The organism is Actinomadura sp. 6K520 (assembly GCF_004349245.1).
Classification (GTDB): domain Bacteria; phylum Actinomycetota; class Actinomycetes; order Streptosporangiales; family Streptosporangiaceae; genus Spirillospora.
Map to the genome: position 1 here is coordinate 70,553 of NZ_SMLC01000009.1, position 16,418 is coordinate 86,970.

15 protein-coding genes are annotated in these 16,418 nt (G+C 73.6%); 3 read left to right on the forward strand and 12 right to left on the reverse strand.

The window, feature by feature from the left end:
* Positions 1–181 precede the first annotated feature (181 nt).
* The 10 genes from E1289_RS04735 to E1289_RS04780 form a co-directional block, all read right to left on the reverse strand.
* Positions 182–1,162: a glycosyltransferase family 2 protein gene (locus tag E1289_RS04735; protein ID WP_243712607.1), complete on the reverse strand. Its 981-nt coding sequence runs from the start codon at positions 1,160–1,162 to the stop codon at positions 182–184.
* Complete coding sequence (locus tag E1289_RS04740) at positions 1,159–2,406, reverse strand: glycosyltransferase family 4 protein (RefSeq protein WP_131975636.1); 1,248 nt, start codon at positions 2,404–2,406, stop codon at positions 1,159–1,161. The genes E1289_RS04735 and E1289_RS04740 overlap by 4 nt, the downstream gene beginning before the upstream one ends.
* Positions 2,403–3,704 (reverse strand): hypothetical protein, encoded by a 1,302-nt coding sequence (locus E1289_RS04745; protein WP_131975638.1) that lies wholly within the window; start codon positions 3,702–3,704, stop codon positions 2,403–2,405. Before E1289_RS04745 ends, E1289_RS04740 begins: the two co-directional genes overlap by 4 nt.
* Positions 3,701–4,456, reverse strand: a complete 756-nt coding sequence (locus tag E1289_RS04750) for an NTP transferase domain-containing protein (protein ID WP_243712608.1) — start codon at positions 4,454–4,456, stop codon at positions 3,701–3,703. Before E1289_RS04750 ends, E1289_RS04745 begins: the two co-directional genes overlap by 4 nt.
* Positions 4,453–5,082 carry an HAD family phosphatase gene (locus tag E1289_RS04755; protein WP_243712609.1) on the reverse strand — a complete coding sequence of 210 codons (630 nt, stop codon included), beginning with the start codon at positions 5,080–5,082 and terminating at the stop codon, positions 4,453–4,455. The genes E1289_RS04750 and E1289_RS04755 overlap by 4 nt, the downstream gene beginning before the upstream one ends.
* A complete protein-coding gene (locus E1289_RS04760) occupies positions 5,079–6,284 on the reverse strand; it encodes a 2-phospho-L-lactate transferase CofD family protein (RefSeq protein WP_243712610.1) in 1,206 nt (401 codons plus the stop codon). The genes E1289_RS04755 and E1289_RS04760 overlap by 4 nt, the downstream gene beginning before the upstream one ends.
* Positions 6,281–7,069 (reverse strand): glycosyltransferase family 2 protein, encoded by a 789-nt coding sequence (locus E1289_RS04765; protein WP_131975640.1) that lies wholly within the window; start codon positions 7,067–7,069, stop codon positions 6,281–6,283. The genes E1289_RS04760 and E1289_RS04765 overlap by 4 nt, the downstream gene beginning before the upstream one ends.
* 16 nt (positions 7,070–7,085) lie before the next feature.
* The gene (locus E1289_RS04770) at positions 7,086–7,814 is read right to left on the reverse strand and encodes a hypothetical protein (RefSeq protein WP_243712611.1); all 729 of its coding nucleotides are present in this window, start codon (positions 7,812–7,814) and stop codon (positions 7,086–7,088) included.
* Positions 7,815–8,020: 206 nt separating this feature from the next.
* Positions 8,021–9,061, reverse strand: a complete 1,041-nt coding sequence (locus E1289_RS04775) for a phosphotransferase (protein ID WP_165970341.1) — start codon at positions 9,059–9,061, stop codon at positions 8,021–8,023.
* Positions 9,058–10,035, reverse strand: coding sequence for a hypothetical protein (locus E1289_RS04780; RefSeq protein ID WP_131975644.1), 978 nt, complete (start codon positions 10,033–10,035; stop codon positions 9,058–9,060). The genes E1289_RS04775 and E1289_RS04780 overlap by 4 nt, the downstream gene beginning before the upstream one ends.
* A 154-nt stretch (positions 10,036–10,189) precedes the next feature.
* On the opposite strand from E1289_RS04780, the gene E1289_RS04785 reads away from it, so the two are divergent.
* Both E1289_RS04785 and E1289_RS04790 read left to right on the forward strand, forming a co-directional pair.
* The gene (locus E1289_RS04785) at positions 10,190–11,320 is read left to right on the forward strand and encodes an acyl-CoA dehydrogenase family protein (protein WP_131975646.1); all 1,131 of its coding nucleotides are present in this window, start codon (positions 10,190–10,192) and stop codon (positions 11,318–11,320) included.
* The gene (locus E1289_RS04790) at positions 11,317–12,216 is read left to right on the forward strand and encodes an acyl-CoA dehydrogenase family protein (RefSeq protein ID WP_131975648.1); all 900 of its coding nucleotides are present in this window, start codon (positions 11,317–11,319) and stop codon (positions 12,214–12,216) included. The genes E1289_RS04785 and E1289_RS04790 overlap by 4 nt, the downstream gene beginning before the upstream one ends.
* Here the strand turns inward: E1289_RS04790 and E1289_RS04795 are convergent.
* Positions 12,200–13,771, reverse strand: coding sequence for a FadD3 family acyl-CoA ligase (locus tag E1289_RS04795; RefSeq protein WP_131975650.1), 1,572 nt, complete (start codon positions 13,769–13,771; stop codon positions 12,200–12,202). The genes E1289_RS04790 and E1289_RS04795 overlap by 17 nt on opposite strands.
* Before the next feature lie 201 nt (positions 13,772–13,972).
* Between E1289_RS04795 and E1289_RS04800 the strand changes: the two genes are divergently transcribed.
* Positions 13,973–15,556, forward strand: coding sequence for a membrane dipeptidase (locus tag E1289_RS04800; RefSeq protein ID WP_243712613.1), 1,584 nt, complete (start codon positions 13,973–13,975; stop codon positions 15,554–15,556).
* 52 nt (positions 15,557–15,608) lie between these two features.
* Here E1289_RS04800 and E1289_RS04805 read toward each other — a convergent pair whose 3' ends face one another.
* Complete coding sequence (locus tag E1289_RS04805; protein WP_131975654.1) at positions 15,609–16,238, reverse strand: HNH endonuclease family protein; 630 nt, start codon at positions 16,236–16,238, stop codon at positions 15,609–15,611.
* Between the last annotated feature and the right edge of the window lie 180 nt (positions 16,239–16,418).

The window sequence follows — 16,418 nt, forward strand, 5'->3', positions numbered from 1 at the left end:
CCCGCCCTACTGGGACATCTTCCTCTGCACCGTCGTCCCCCACCTTCAGGACGGCAGTGCGGAACAACCCGAGCACCATGAGGATCCATGAAGCGATGGCCGGCCACCGGGCCGGGCCCGGTCCGGGCCACAAGACCACCGACGTGTCAGCGGGCGAGAGATGAGGAGGCCGAGGGGAACATCACCGTGAGCGGTGGCGGGGGGCGGGGAGGAGGCGGAGGGAGCCGGCGGCCAAGCCTGAGACGAGGACCATGTGGACCGCTAGGTGCACCGTCATGAAGTAGGCGGTGAACGCGGGGCCCCTGTGGTGGTGGACGTAGCGCAGCAGGGCCGGGTCGGCGGCGGCGAAGCAGGCCAGGAAGGTGAGGGGCAGGGCGAGCAGCGCCGGGTGCAGCAGGGCGGCCGGGAGGGTCGCCATCGCCAGGGCGCAGGCGAGGATGCCGGCGGGGCGGTTGGCGTGCTCCGGCTGCCCGCCGCCCCGCCTGGACGCGGTGAGCGCGAGCGGAACGAGGGGGACGGCCCGGCGCCACTGCTCGGCGAGGATCGGCAGGAGGCGGCTCGCGTCGTCGTGGTGCCCGCGGACGGTGTCGGTGAGAACGACGCGGCACGTGCCCGCGAGGCGGCCGCCGTACTCGACGTCCTCGCAGTCGCGGAGCGACTCGTCGAACCCGCCCACGGCGCGCAGCACGTCGCGGCGGATGGCGGTGAGCGCGAACACGACGCCGGTGACCTCGCCGAGGTGCCGGCGGCGCCAGTACGCGGCGTGCAGGATGCGGTACCACTCGGCGGGCCCGTCGTCGATGAGGGGCTCGGGCTCGTAGACGCCCTGGACGCACCCGCATTCCGGGTCCTCTTCAAGGACGCGCAGCGCGTTCTCCACGGCGTCCGGGCGCAGCGCCACGTCGGAGTCGAGGAAGAAGACGACGTCGCCCGTGGTGGCGGCGACGCCGGCGTTCCGCGCGGCGGACACCCCGCCATTCTTGGGCAGCCGCACCACGCGGCAGCCGTGCGCGGCGGCGATCTCGGCGGAGCCGTCCCCGCTGGCGTCGTCGACCACGACGATCTCGTCCGGGCGGCGCGTCTGGGCCAGCACCGCCGCCAGGCACGGGCGCAGCGTCTTCGCCGCGTTGTAGCAGGGCACGATCAGGGAGACGGTCGTCATGGCCGGGCCTCCAGCGCCGCGCGGTAGACGGAGAGGGTCTCTTCGGCGGTCCTGGCCCAGCTCAGCCGGTCCTGGACGAGCCGTTCCCCGTGCCGGGCGAGGTCCGCCCGGACGGCCGGGTCGGTCAGCACCTCGGTCACGGCCTCGGCGATGGCGTCCGGGCCGGTGCCGCGGACGAAGCGCGCCGCGGGGGCGTCCGCGTCGCCGAGGAACACGCGGGAGAACCCGGCGCCGAGGACCGCCGGTCTCGCCAGCGCCATCGCCTCGGTCGCGACCAGGCCGAACGGCTCGAAGAGGGAGGGGAACACGCAGGCGTCGGCCATCTCGTAGTACTCCAGCAGCGCGCGCCCGCCGACGAACCCCCCGGAGGTGCGGACGTGCGCGTCCAGGCCGGTCTCGGCGACGATGCGCGCGACGCCCGCCGTGTCCCCGTCGCCCACGACCACGAGGCGAACCCGGGGAACGTCCTTGCGGATGCTTCGCATCGCTTCGAGCAGCTCATAGATCCCCTTCTGCCGTTCGAGGCGCCCGACGAACAGGAGCACCGGGTCGTCCGGCGCGATCCCGAGGCGCGAGCGAAGGGCGGCGGCGCCGCGGCGGAGTCCGTCCCGGTCGAACGCGGGGTCGGCCAGGATCGGCTCGAACGTCCCGCCCAGGGGGACGACGTCGATCGGCGTCCGGTCCCAGCCGGCGGCGGCCAGCTCGTCCCGCACCTCCGGGGTGGGGACGACGACGCGCCGCGCGACCCGCGCCAGCCACCGCTCGACCGCCGCGAACACGTGCAGCGGGTCGGTGATCGTGCGCTGCGGGGCGACGCCGTACTCGGTGGTGTGGACGTGCAGGACGACCGGCAGCCGCAGCGCGTAGTGGCAGAGCAGGCCGCACAGGAAGTTCGTCGTGTCGTGCACGGCGACCAGGTCGGGCCGCTCGTCTCGGCCGAGGCGCCGCAGCCGCAGGAAGTACCGCCAGTTGCTCGCCACGACGGTCAGGGCGAGCAGCAGGAACTCGGCCCTGCGGGTCCGGTTGAGGCGCCGGCGGCGGCCGATCGCGCCGAGGACGCGGCCGCGCGGCCGGTACACGGCGACCGTCCCGCCCGCGTCGCGCACCGGGAGGCGGCCGTCGTTCAGCGTGCACACGGCCAGCCGGTGCTCGCGGGCCAGGTACGGCGTGATCAGCTCCGCGTACCTGCCGAGCCCGGTGGTGACGTTCGGCGGGTACTGGTTGACGACGTAGGCGATCCTCACCGCTGCGCCTCCACTTGGTCCGTCTCCGTCGGTCGGGGATGTGCCGCGGCGGACGGGTCCGCCCGCCGGTACGTCCGGGCCGCGGCGGTCGCCACGATCGCCACGAGGATCACGTTGCCCAGCGCGAAGCCCGCCAGCGCCCCGGTCAGCCCCCACCAGGCGACGCACGCGGCCAGGCAGGCCACGGCGGCGGGCGTGCCCGCGGCGAGGCAGCCGACGAGGAGCCGCGCACCCCGCACCCCGTCCATCGACAGGGCCACGGAGTAGAGGTTGAAGACCGTGTGCGCGCCGATGCCCGCCGCCGACAGCGCCATGAGCCCCGGCGAGTACGGGTAGCCGCCGCCCAGCAGGACGAAGAAGACGGTGCTCGCCGCGAACGCCACCGCCGCCGTGCCCACCGCGACCAGCGGGGTGATCCGCGCGATGCGCCGCAGCGCGGCGGGTTTGTCCGCCACCGCGAGCGCCGGCAGCAGCACCAGGCCGACCCCGTCGGTGAACAGCACGCCGAGCAGCCGTTTCGGGAAGCCGTTGTAGACCGAGTACACGCCGACGTCCCCCGGGCCCGCCCAGTGGTTCAGGAGGATCACGTCGATGCCGAACAGGACGCCGGTCATCGCGGCGATCACGGTCATGTAGCCGCCGAGCCGGTACTGCGAGCGCGCCGCCGCCCGCGTCCACGAGCGCGGGACGATCCCCAGGCCGGGCAGCGCGACCAGGACGAACGCCGCGTTCGTGGCGATGAGCGCGAGGAGGTAGACCTCCGCGTCGCGTACGCCGAGGACCAGCAGGCAGAACACCGAGCCGCCCAGGTAGGCGGCGGCGACCGCCAGCTTGAGGGACGCCACGAACCGGTACCGTGCCAGGCCGCGCAGGAGACCCTCGGTGAGCTGGTTCAACGCCAGGGACAGCCCGAGCGCGAACGCGAAGCACAGCGTCCGGGCGTCGACGCCCACCGGGACGGCCAGGAACGGGGAGAGCAGCGCCCCGGCGGCGGCCAGGCCCCCGCCCAGCGCGAGCGTGGACAGGAACGCCGTCGCCACCAGGGTGGGACGTTCCGCGGGCCGGGCGCGCGGCAGCTCCTGGAGCAGCACGTAGTGCAGGCTCATCAGCATGCCCACGGCGACGATCAGCGCGATCGTCAGCACCAGGGTGAAGTGCCCGAACTCCCGCGGGCCCGCGCCCCGGGCGATGACGAGCGTGGTCCCGGCGGCCGTGGCGCTGGCCAGGCTGCTCAGCAGCGTCGGACCGGCCGCCCACCCGTGCCCGCCGAGCAGCGACCGCGTGCGGGCGGGCTTCACCCGGCGCGCCCCGCGTGCAGCCGCCTGGCGAACTCCAGGTCCGCCGCGGTGTTGATGCCGCGTGCCTCGTCCGGATCGTCCACGTGCACCGCCGTGACGTCCCGGCCGCGGACCAGCGACAGGTAGGCCAGGAACGGCAGGAAGTTGACCTCGCCGGTCAGCGCGCCGCGAGCCGCGGCGGCGAGGTAGTCCCGCCAGGCGGCCGCGAGCCCGCCCGTCTCCAGGCAGAACACGCCGACGTCGCTGAGCCCGCCGGGCCGGCACGCGTCGCCCTCGCGGGACTGCCGCACCCGCAGCAGCCGGCCGCCGGACAGCTCGTACTCGACGTACGGGTCGGGCATCGGCACCAGCGGAATCGTCAGCCCCGGTGCGCGCAGGTGAGCGTCCACGACGCGGCGCACCGTCCGCCCGGACAGGTTCACCTGGTCGCCCCAGACCACCAGGATGCCGCCGTGGGACTCCCAGTGCCCGGACGCCCCGAAGACGGCGTCGCCCATGCCGGTCGGCTCGCGCTGCACGCTCACGGACACGGCGCCGCGGGCGATCTCCTCGGCGGCGAGGCGGCGGAACCGCGTCTCCGCCTCGGGCGCGATCACCACGTGCACGTGCTCGACGGACGGCCACAGCGCCCGGTGCAGCAGATGCCACACGGTGACGCCGCCGGCGATCTCCGCCATGATCTTCGGGACGTCCAGGCCGAGCCGCGTGCCGCGCCCGGCCGCCGGGATCACCGCGCAGACGGAGTCGTTCACGGCCGGGCCCCCGTCTCGACGAGGGCGATGAGGTCGTTCAGTCCGCCGAGGTGGACCGCGCCCGGGGCGCGCTCGGCCGCGTTCACCTGGAAGGTCGTCAGCCCGGCCCCGACGGCGGACGCCACCCCGTGCACCGAGTCCTCCACGGCCACCGCCTCGTCCGGCCCGATGCCCCACCGTTCGCAGGCGCGCCGGTAGAACGCCGGATCCGGCTTGCTGACCGGGACGTCGTCGCCGGTGAGGACGCCGCGGAACCACCCGCCCAGCGAGCAGGCCGCCAGCACCCGCTCGACCGAACCGCGGCTGCCGCTCGTGACCAGGTACGCGGGCTGCCCGCCGGCGGCGAGGGCCGCGAGGAACCCGCGCGCACCGGCGAAGACCTCCACCCTCCCCGCGTCGACGTACGCGCGGTAGTACCGCCGCTTGGCGCCGGCCAGCCGCCGGGCGTCGGCCGTGCCGAGCCCCAGGACCGCCGCGACCTCGTCGGTGCTCGCGCCCGCGTGGTGCTCGTACCGGAAGGAACCGAGCAGTCCGGGCGCGGTCTCCGCGAGCGCGGCGCGGAAGGCGGCATCGTGGACCGGGGTGGAGTCCACGAGCGTGCCGTCGAGATCGCAGAGCCAGATCATCCGGCCTCCTCCAGCGGCGTGGCGGCGGGCAGCCCCGCCAGGGCGGTCAGGACGCGCACGGTGCGCGGCCCGCTGTGCGTGCCCGGACGCGCGGGCTCCGCCAGGTCCGCGGTGATCCACCGGGCCCCGCCCCAGGCGCCTCCCGGGACGTCCACCGGCACGGCCTGGTCGCCCGCGCCCTCGTGGCACAGCACATGGGTGACGGTCCGCCGCTCGTTGAACGGGTCGCCGAGATGGACCAGGGCACGGGCGAGGTGGTCCGACGCGCTCAGGCCCTGGACGTCGTGGTCCTCGCGGATGTTGACGACCAGCACCCTCGCCGCCGCGCGGCTCGCCGCGACCGCCTCCGCCACCCCCGGCGTGAGGTAGCTCGGATACAGCGACGAATGCGGGGTGCCCGGCCCGTACACGATCAGGCGGGCGTCCCGGATCGCCGCCAGCGCCGCCGGGTTCGGCGACACCTCCGCGCGGCGGCCGGCCAGGACCCGCCGCACCCGCCCGGCGGGCATCGCCTCCAGCGCGTCCCGGTCGCGGACCGGGTCGCGGAGCAGGAACAGGTCGGTGATCGGCGCCGGGTCCTGCGGCGCGACGATCTCCGCCTCGTCCGCCAGCAGCCGCCCGTCCCCCTTGAGCGCCACCAGGTGGGCGTTCTCGCCGCCGGTCACGTTCAGCAGCCGCACCGGGGACCCGAACGTCGCGGCGCACGAGCGGACCGCCGCGTTGAAGTCCTCCCCCAGCCGCAGGTAGGCGCCGGCGAACACCAGGTTGCCGAGCGCGCAGTCCGCGAGGTCGAAGCGCCCGGCGCCGGTGCCGAGCCGGTCCAGGAAGGCGGCCAGGTCCCGGGCGATCGCCAGCCGCGGGCGGCGCGGCAGCGCGTGGCACCCCTCGACGAGGTCGACCGCGAGCGCGCCGACGAACTCGGCGAGATCGCGCGGCGTCGTCCCGTCCGGAAGGCGGTGCTCCAGGACCGCGGCCAGCGCCGCCTGCCCCGGATCGCGGGCGTCCAGATGCAGCAGCAGGTTCTTGCGGAAGTCCGACGGCCCGAGCATCCCCGGCAGGTAGCGGCGCAGCGCGCCGGTGGACAACCCGTTGTCGTAGCCGTTGATCAGCAGCGTCAGCCGGATCCCCGCCGTGCGCAGCAGCTCCCGCGCGATCGCGGCGCCGCCCCGCCCGCCGCTGAACATCGCGACCGGCGCGCTCACCGGACCTCCCGGCCGATCCGCTCGCCCGCGGACGGGGCGCGCAGCACGCCCCGCCGCTGCAGCCAGTGGCGGTAGCCGAGGTAGCCGACGAGCAGCGCCCGGTCCCGGGCCCCGCGCCAGTACCGCCAGCCGCGTCCCCCGCCGGCGCGCGGCCGGTGCTCGATCGGGATCTCCACCCACGCGCGGCCGAGCTCGGCGACCCGGGCGGTGATCTCGGTCGAGCAGTTCATCCCGCCGGCCTCCAGCGGCAGCGCGCGCAGCAGCGGCCCGTGCACCAGCTTGAAGATCGAGTTGAAGTCGCGGTACCGGGTGCGGTGCAGCAGGTTGCTGACCGCACCGCTCGCCGCCGAACCCCACCGGTACGCGGCGCCGTCGGCCTTCCGGACGCGGGCACCGGAGAAGGCCTTGCCCTCGCCGGCGAGGACGGGCCCGAGGAACCGGTCGAGGTTGGCGATCGGGAACTGGCCATCGGAGTCCAGCAGCAGGACCCACTCCAGCCGCGTGTGCCCGATCGCGGCGCGGATCGCCGCGCCCGCCCCGCGGTTGCGGTCGAACCGCACGATGACCAGCTCGGGGCAGCCCACCCTGAGCTCTTCGAGGATGTCGGCGGTCGCGTCGGTGCTCCCGTCGTCGCAGACGACGATCTCCCACTCGCCGACCCTCGCGTTGCGCCGCAGGTAGGTCTGCCACTCGGTGACCACCTCGGCGATATTCGCCGCCTCGTTGTAGGCGGGCGCCGCCACCGAGATCGCGATGGCGCCGGACGCGCCCCCGTACGCCGGCATGGTGTCCCCTTCCCGCTCAGGCACGGGGCCGCCCGGTGCCGAGCAGGCGCCCGATCCAGCGATCCAGCGGCAGCAGGTTGAAGGCGACGACGAGCGGAAGGTGGGCGAGCGCGAAGACGACCGTCGCGCCGAACGAGATCGGCCCGCCGGTGAGCAGCGTGATGTGCGGTGCGTCGATCTCGGGCGGGATGTCCACCGGGTTGACGACGAACCACATCAGGTCGAGGAAGCCGGAGAAGATGACGGCGATGCCCGTGAACACGACCTTCAGGCATCGGCCGGGCGTCCCTCCCCCCAGCCGGTACGCGGCGGCGGTGGTCAGCACGAGGCCCGGATAGAGCAGCAGGTATAGGTGGGTGTAGAAACTGTCGGCATCGGCGCGCTCTCCGTCCAGAAAGTAGAAGCCGCTGATCCGCGGAAAGAGGTAGCCGGCGAAGAAGACGAACGGCGCGTACAACACCCAATGCGGAACCCTCGACGGCCACGGGAACAGCGCGATTCCGCAGGCCAGGCACGCGAACACCAGCAGTTTGACCGGCAGTTCCCAGGCGGCCTCGATCGCGCGCCCGTGCGGCATGAACAGCAGGACGGCCAGTGCGCCGACCGCCCCCGTCAGCAGGGCGATCCACCAGACGTGAACGCCCCGGCGGACCGGCGTCGCGGGCTGTGCGCCACCGGTTACAGAATCCGGTTCGCCCTCTCCGGACGGCGTCCGGGAGACCGGGTCCCCGCTTCTGACGGTCATTGTCCGACACCTTTCCCCGTGGCACCGCGCGACGGCCGGCGCCAATCCCCTTAGTCCCGCTTTCAACCATCATGGGAGCGCTCCCACGCTCCCCCGCCGCCCACCACCGGGAAATTCTTGGGAGCGCTCCCAGTAGATTTGAGAACGTCCATTCATGTCAAGACGTCACCCGAAAAACACCGAAACGTCCCTTGCGCGAAGGCGGCTCAGCCGAGGAGGGACAGCGCGTCCAGGTCCTTCGCGTGGTGGGCGTGCCGGGTGATCATGGTGCGGAACATCTCGTCGCCGCGGTCGGTGCGCTCGACGATCATGGAGGCGCCGATGGACATGACGATCCCGTGGAAGGCGTGCCGGCGGTAGGCGTCCCAGCAGTCGTCCCAGGTGATGCCGACGCCGCGGCCGGTCAGGGCCCGGTGGTAGCGCTCGACGAGCGCGCGTTCGCGGCTGCGGCGGGCCTCGACCGGGAGGCTGGAGCCGAGGAAGTACGCGAGGTCGGCCGGGCCCGGGCCGTAGGCGCAGGTCTGCCAGTCCACGACGGCGGCGCGCGGGCCGCCGAACAGGAGGTTGTCGGCGCGGAAGTCGCCGTGGAAGAGGGTGGACGGGCCCTCGCGGTCGGCCAGGTAGCCGCCGATCGAGGGCAGGAAGTCCTCGATCAATGTGAGCACGTCGGGGTGCAGGTCCGCGCCGTAGCGTTCCCTGAAGCCGTCGTAGAGGCCGGTGACCATCGCGGCGGTGAAGGCCGCCGACTCGGCGTCGTGCCGGTTGAGCCAGGGCAGGGCGGCGAGCGCCGGGTCGTCCCAGCCCGCGGCGTGCAGGGCCGCCATCTCGTCGATCGCGGCGGCGGCGTCCCCGGCCGTGACGCCGGCGAGCTGGTCGCCGGGCAGCGCGGGCGCGAGGTCCTCCAGCAGGACGGTGTACTCGTCCCGCTCGGGTTCGTAGGCGGAGAAGTGGCAGGCGGGCACGCCCGCGTCGAGGCGGCCGGCGATCTCCGCGTAGAAGCTCGCCTCGACCTCGTAGGTGCGGATGGCGCGGGCGGCGGCGCGGCTGGAGGGATCGGCGGCGGGGACCTTGGCGACCATGGTGGGCGGGAGGCCGGTGCCGCCCGCGTAGCTGAGGAACAGGCGGAGGCTGTCGGACACCTGGCCGGTGCCGACGGGCTCGGTGCGGACGGCGGTGACCTTCGTCGCGAGGGCGTCGCTCAGCCAGGACGCGGTGAGGCCGGCGGCGCCGGAGACCGGTGGGGTCATGGGTTCTCCTCGGCGAGATGGGACCAGCCGTGGTCCCGCCATTCGGGGGGTTGGTGCCATTCCGTCCAGCCGTGGCCGGTGCGGCCGTCCGCGGCGTCGAAGCGGCACAGGGCGCGGACGAAGTGGGCGGGCCGCCCCTCGGGCGAGGTGACCGCGACGGGCGCGAACGCCACCGGGGTCAGGGCCGTGGGGGTGCCGGGGAAGCGGAACTCGGAGCCGCTGGGCAGGTCCGCGGGACCGAAAGCCGTCCGCGCGGAGAAGCCGGCCCGGTGGCCGATCTCGCCGCCGGGCGGGACGGTGAAGCACGGCCAGGGGATCGGGAACCCGATGTTGGCCTGCATGCCGTGGACGAAGGTCCCGTCGTCGAGGCGGCCGGACGTCCAGAGCCAGGAGACCTTCCACCAGTCGCGCTCGCCCCAGCTGTGGTCGCGTTCCCCGTGGGCGTCGATCGCGATGGTCTCGCCGCCGACCGTGACGGTGCCGGAGACGGTGCACGGGATCTCGTAGCGCGGGATGTCCCTGTAGGGGTAGACGCCGCTGACGGTGTCCCACCGCAGGTCGAAGGCGAGCCGCGTCGTTTCGGCGCCGGTCAGGTCGCCGTAGGCGGCCGCGGGGTCGGTGAGGACCGAGGCGGTGGCGTCCAGGTTGACGAGGGCCGGGCCGAAGGGCTCGGTGATCTCCTGCGTCGCGGTGTAGTTCCCGGCGTGGACGCCGGTGGACCCGGGCTTGGGGAGCGGCGCGTGGTTGTCGGCGACGATGACCAGCGGGCGGCCGGGTCCGACGAGGGCCGCCCAGTACCAGGCGCGGTCCCAGTTGGGATACAGGCCGAGGCGCACGTAGCCGGCGAGGGATCCGTCGGGCAAGGCGAAGTCGAAGTAGTAGGACTCGTTCCACAGGAGTTCCGGGCCCGGTTCGTGCCGCCCCTCGTCCACCGGCGCCAGGCTCCAGGTGCCGTGCTCGACGATCTTCGCCATGGCTCCCTCCCGATCCCGAATCAGATTCTGGAATCGGGGCGATCCTAGCCCCGCGGCGGCTTGCCGGGGGTGCGGTCCCGGGTGGTGGGACTCCCTGCCGCGCCGGGCCGGTGGGCCGGTTACTCTACCAAACAGTTGTTAGAAAGAGGGTCGGATGGATCTTGAGTTCGGGGCGGCGGACGAGGAGTTCCGCGCCGAGGTGCGGGCATGGCTGCGCGAGCACGTCCCGGCCGAGCCGCTGCCGTCACTGGAGACCGGGGAGGGCTTCGCGGCGCACCGCGCGTGGGAGCGGACGCTGGGCGAGGCGCGGCTCGGAGTCGTGTCGTGGCCCGAGAAGTACGGCGGGCGCGGCGTCTCCGTCCTGCAGTGGCTGATCTTCGAGGAGGAGTACTACGCGGCCGGGGCACCGGGGCGGGTCAGCCAGAACGGCATCAACCTCCTCGCGCCGACGCTGCTGAAGCACGGCACGCCCGAGCAGCTCGCGCGGATCCTGCCGCCGATGGCCGCCGGCGAGGTGATCTGGGCGCAGGCGTGGTCGGAGCCGGGCGCGGGCAGCGACCTCGCGGCGCTGCGCGCGACCGCCACCCGGGCGGACGGCGGCTGGCTGCTCGACGGCCAGAAGACGTGGAGCTCGCGGGCCGCGTTCGCCGACCGCGGCTTCGGGCTGTTCCGCTCCGACCCGGAGTCGGCGCGGCACCGGGGGTTGACGTACCTGATGTTCCCGCTGGACGCGCCGGGCGTGACGGTCCGGCCGATCGGGCGGCTGGACGGCAAGCCCGCGTTCGCCGAGCTGTTCCTCGACCGGGTGTTCGTCCCCGACGAGGACGTCATCGGGGCGCCCGGGGACGGCTGGCGCGTCGCGATGGCCACCGCCGGGAACGAGCGCGGGCTGACGCTGCGCAGCCCCGGCCGGTTCACCGCGGCGGCCGGGCGGCTGGTCGAGCTGTGGCGGGAGCGCGCCGACCCGTCCGACACGGCCCTGCGGGACCGCGTCGCCGACATCTGGATCAGGTCGCGGGCGTACCGGCTGAAGGGCTTCGAGACGATCTCGCGCAGCGAGGACGTCGGCGCCGAGTCGAGCCTCAACAAGGTCTACTGGTCGGAGTTGGACGTGGCGCTCCACGAGACGGCCCTCGACCTGCTCGGCGCGGACGGCGAGCTGCGGTCGGAATGGCTGGAGAACTACGTGTTCTCGCTCGCCGGCCCGATCTACGCGGGCACCAACGAGATCCAGCGCAACGTGATCGCCGAGCGCCTGCTCGGCCTGCCGAGGGGGTCCCGGTGAAGTTCGTTCTCTCCGCTGAGCAGCGGATGTTCGGCGAGACGCTGCGGAAGCTGCTCGCCGGGGCGGGCACCGCGCGGGCCGTCCGCGCCTGGGCCGCCGGGGACACCGCGCCGGGGCGGGCGCTGTGGTCGTCGGCCGCCGACGCGGGGGTGTTCGCGGTGGCCGTCCCCGAAGCGGACGGCGGCGCGGGCGTCCTGCCGGTCGAGCTGGCCGTCGCCGCCGAGGAGCTGGGCCGCGCCGCCGCCCCCGGCCCGTACGTCGAGACGCTCGCCGCCGCCGAGCTGCTGGGCGGCTCCCCCTGGCCCTCCCGCATCGCGGACGGGGACGCGATCGTGTCGATGGCCGTCCCGCACGCGCTGGACGCCGACGTCGCCGACCTCGTCCTCACCGCGGACGGCACCGAACGGGAGGCCGGGGAACCCCTCGCGTCACTCGACCCGGCCCGGCGGCTCTTCCGCGTCGCGGGCGGCGGCGGGTTCAGCGACCTCGGGGCGCTGCTGTGCGCGGCGCAGCAGATAGGGCTCGGGCAAGCGCTGCTTGACGTGTCGGTCGAGTACGCCAAGACGCGGCAGCAGTTCGGCCGTGCGATCGGCGAGTACCAGGCGATCAAGCACCACCTGGCGAGCGCGATGGTCGAGCTGGAGTTCGCCCGCCCGCTCGTCTACGGGGCGGCGCTGTCGTACGGGACGCCGGACTTCGCGCGGGACGCCTCCGCCGCGAAGGCCGCCGCGTCAGAGGCGTCCTACGGGATGGCGAAGACCGCGCTCCAGGTGCACGGCGCGATCGGCTACACCGACGAGTACGACCCGTCGCTGTGGATCCGCAAGGCGCGGGCCCTGTACTCGGCGTGGGGCACCCCGTCCGAGCACAGGGCGCGGGTCATGGCCGCTCTTTGAGCGCGACCCGGCGCACCTTCCCGGACGCGGTCTTCGGGAGGTCGTCCACGAAGACGACCTCCCGGGGCACCTTGAAGTTGGCGAGCAGTTCCCGGCAGTGCGCGAGCAGCTCCTCGGCCGTGGTCGCGCGTCCCGGGCGCAGCCGGACGTACGCGCGGCCCACCTCGCCCATCCGCGCGTCGGGGACGCCGACGACGCCGGACTCGGCGACGGCGTCGTGGCGGGCGAGCACGTCCTCGACCTCGGCCGGGTAGACGTTGAATCCGCCGACGACGAACATCTCCTTCGTCCGCCCGGTGATGGTGAGGTTGCCGCGCTCGTCCAGCCGTCCCCGGTCGCCGGTGTCGAGCCAGCCGTCCCGGATCGTCTCGGCGGTCGCCTCGGGGTCGTCCAGGTAGCCCGACATCACGTTGTAGCCGCGGACGAGGACCTCGCCGTCCGTGCCCGCCGGGACGCGCTCGCCCTTCCCGTCGACGATCGCGACCTCGACGTCCGCGATCGGCCTGCCGCAGGTGGTGGCGATGGTCTCGTCATCGTCGTCCACCGAGCACGCGGTCACCGTGCCGGACGACTCGGTCAGCCCGTACGCGGTGACGACCTGCGGGAACAGCTCGGCCCTGATCCGGCGCACCAGCGCGACCGGCACGTCCGCGGCCCCGGTCACGGCCAGCCGCAGCGACGACAGGTCGTGCTCGCCGCGGCCCGGGGCGTCCAGCAGCGACGTGTAGATCGTCGGCGGGCCGGGCAGCACGGTGATCTTCTCCCGCTCGATGAGCCGGAGCGTCTCCGGGACGTCGAACGTGCGCTGCAGCACCATCGTGGCGCCCTTGAGCACGCACGCCAGCACGCCCGCCTTGTAGCCGAAGGAGTGGAACATCGGGTTGACGATGAGGTACCGGTCGCCGGCCTTGACGCCGGTCCGTCCCGTCCACGCCTCGTAGGTGCGGATGTTCTGCTCGTGGGTGCACATCACGCCCTTGGGGCGGCCGGTCGTCCCGGACGTGAACAGGATGTCGGCGACGTCCTCCGGCCGCACGTCCTCCGGCCGCACGTCCGCCGCCCGCGCGCCGGCCGCCGCGACGGCCTTGCCGGCGAACTCGTCCCAGGTGACGACGCCCGGCCGCGCCGGACCGTTGAACGTGACGACGGTCTCCAGGTCCGGCAGCCCGGGGATCGCACCCGACTCGTCCAGGCCCAGCATGTCCGGATAGTCGATGCCGAGGAAGCCGTCCTCCACGAAGAGCGCCTTCACCCGCGCCTTGGCCAGCGGCCAGCGGGCCTCGTCGCCCTTGAACCGCGTGTTGAGGGGCACCAGCGTCGCCCCGGCGCCCATGGCACCGAGCACGGTGACGATCCAGGACAGGCTGTTCGGCGCCCAGATCGCGACCCGGTCCCCCGGCGCGACACCGGCCCCGGCGAACGCGCCCGCCGCCTCGCGGACCCGCTCCCGCAGCTCCGCGTAGGTCACCCGGACGTCCCCGTCCACGACCGCCTCCACGTCCGGGAACGTCCCCGCCGCCCGCGCCAGCACCGCCGGAATCGTCAGCTCGCTCATAACCCCCCATGGTGACCGCGGCGGGACCGCACCGGCCACGCCTTCCCGCTCAGCGGTACCGGCCCGCGCCCACCACCGGACATCACTAACGTGAGGTTTGTTCGGTTTTCTCGCGGAGTGGGCATATATCAGGCACCTCAGCCCACCCCCACGCGCGAGGTGCCTATGCGCTTCCTGCTCCCCCTCCGACGTGCGGCATCGGTGCCGCTCGCCCTCATCCTTCTCGGCTCCCTCCTGACACCCGCCGCGCAGGCGGCGACCCCCCGGACCGCCGCGGCCCCCGCCGGGGAGGTGCGCGGCTACATCGACGCCCACACCCACCTGATGTCGTACGAGGCGTTCGGCGGAAGCCTGATGTGCGGCAAGCCGTTCGACCCGCGCGGCGTCCCGGAGGCACTGCGGGACTGTCCCGACCACGCGGGGAACGGCGCCTTCGCCTGGTGGGAGAACTTCACCCGGCACGGCACGCCGTTCGGCACCCACGACCCCACCGGCTGGCCGACGTTCGAGGACTGGCCCGCCTGGGACTCGCGCACCCACCAGCAGGCCCACCACACCTGGCTCGAACGCTCCTGGCGCGCCGGGCAGCGCGTCCTCGTGAACCACCTGGTCGCCAACCGCCAGCTGTGCGAGATCTACCCCCTCAAGCGCAACGCCTGCGACGAGATGGACGCCGTCCGGCTCCAGGCGCAGCGCATGCGCGAAATGGAGGCGTACATCGACGGCCGCAGCGGCGGCCCCGGCGAGGGCTGGTTCCGTATCGTGCGGAACTCCGCGGAGGCACGCGAGGTGATCCGGGACGGGAAGCTCGCCGTCGTCCTCGGCGTCGAGGCGTCCGAACCGTTCGGCTGCCGGACGATCGCCGGCGAGGCGCAGTGCACGCGGGAGGACATCGACCGCGGCCTGGACGAGATGAAGCGCCTCGGCGTCAGCTCCATGTTCGTGTGCCACAAGTTCGACAACGCACTCTGCGGGGTGCGCTTCGACGGCGGCACCACAGGCGCGTTCGTCAACACCGGCAACTTCCTGGGCACGGGCCGCTTCTGGCAGGTCGAGGAGTGCACGGGCCGGGCGAACGACCACACCATCGCCCCCGCCGGCGGCCTGGGCGACTCCCTCCGGGACCTCCTGCGCCTGCTCGGCCAGGCGGGTGTCACGCTGCCGCTCTACCCGAGCCCCCCGCACTGCAACGTCAACGGACTGTCCGACCTCGGCGAGCACATGGTGCGCGGCATGATGGAACGCCACATGATCGTCGAGGTCGACCACATGAGCGCCAAGGCCGCGGACAGGACCCTCGGCATCCTGGAAGCCGCGCGCTACCCGGGCGTCATCTCGTCCCACAGCTGGACGGACGAGACCTATCTGCCGCGCCTCTACCGCCTCGGCGGCATGGTGACCGGCTACGGCCACTCCGCGGACCGCTTCATCGCCGAGTGGAAGCGCAACCGAGAACTACGCGACCCCGCCCGCCTGTTCGGCTACGGCTACGGCCTGGACGCCAACGGCATGGGCGCCCTGCCGCCCCCACGCGCGAACAACGGGGAGAACCCGCTGAGCTACCCGTACACGTCACCGTTCGACCCTTCGGTGCGGCTCGACCGGCAGCGCACCGGCGTCCGCACCTGGGACCTCAACACCGACGGCGTGGCCAACTACGGCCTCGTCCCCGACTGGCTCGCCGACATCCGCGGCGTCGGCGGCCAGGAGATCATCGATGACATGGCCCGGGGCGCGGAGACCTACCTCGGCATGTGGCGCGGCACCGAGGAGCACGGCTCGTAGCAGCGGCCCGCACCGCCGCCCCGCCCGTGGACGGGGCGGCGGTGCCCGGCGCTCAGCAGGTGCCGAGCATCGACGAGAGGGCGCTCTTCTCGGCGCTGTCGACGGTGAGGCCGTAGTACCACTTCACCTGGATCCAGGCGCGGGCGTAGGTGCAGCGGAACGCCGCGCGCGGTGGCTGCCATTCGGCGGGGTCCTTGTGCCCCTTGGCCTGGTTGACGTTGTCGGTGACGGCCCACAGCTCGGGACCGCCGAGGTCGTTGGCGTAGGCCTGGCGGCGGGACGTCGACCAGGCCCAGGCACCCGACGCCCACGCCTCGGCCAGCGGCACCATGTGGTCGATGTCCACATCGGACGCCGCGTACCAGGTGGCGCCGTCGAAGGGCGAGTACCAGGACCCGGAGGTCGGATAGCAGGACGAGTTGGTGACGACGTTGGAGCCGTCCCGTTTGAGGACGGTCTCGCGCGTGTTGCACGACCCGGAGATCGTGATCCAGTGCGGGAACAGGTCGCGGTCGTAACTGCCGGCGTGCGACTCGGCGGCCACGGTGAGGGCGGCCAGCCGGGACGCGGCCGTGGCGGCGGACGGGATGTTGGGCGGGGTCGCGGACACCGGCGCGGCCGGGAGGCCGACCAGCGCCGCGGCCAGCACGGCGGGGAGCAGGAACAGGAACGGTCGTCGCATCGGGGGGAGCCCTTCTGCGGCCGTTCCCTGCCAGGGCCGGGGGCGCCCTGAGCGGGGCGGGAACGGCAACAGTGCGACGGTGACATTCGGGACAAATACGAATAAATGTCACGCCTTGCTCAGCGACGCCACCGCATTTGTCGGAAGCTGCCGTAACCCCCGCACCCCACCCCCGATGAC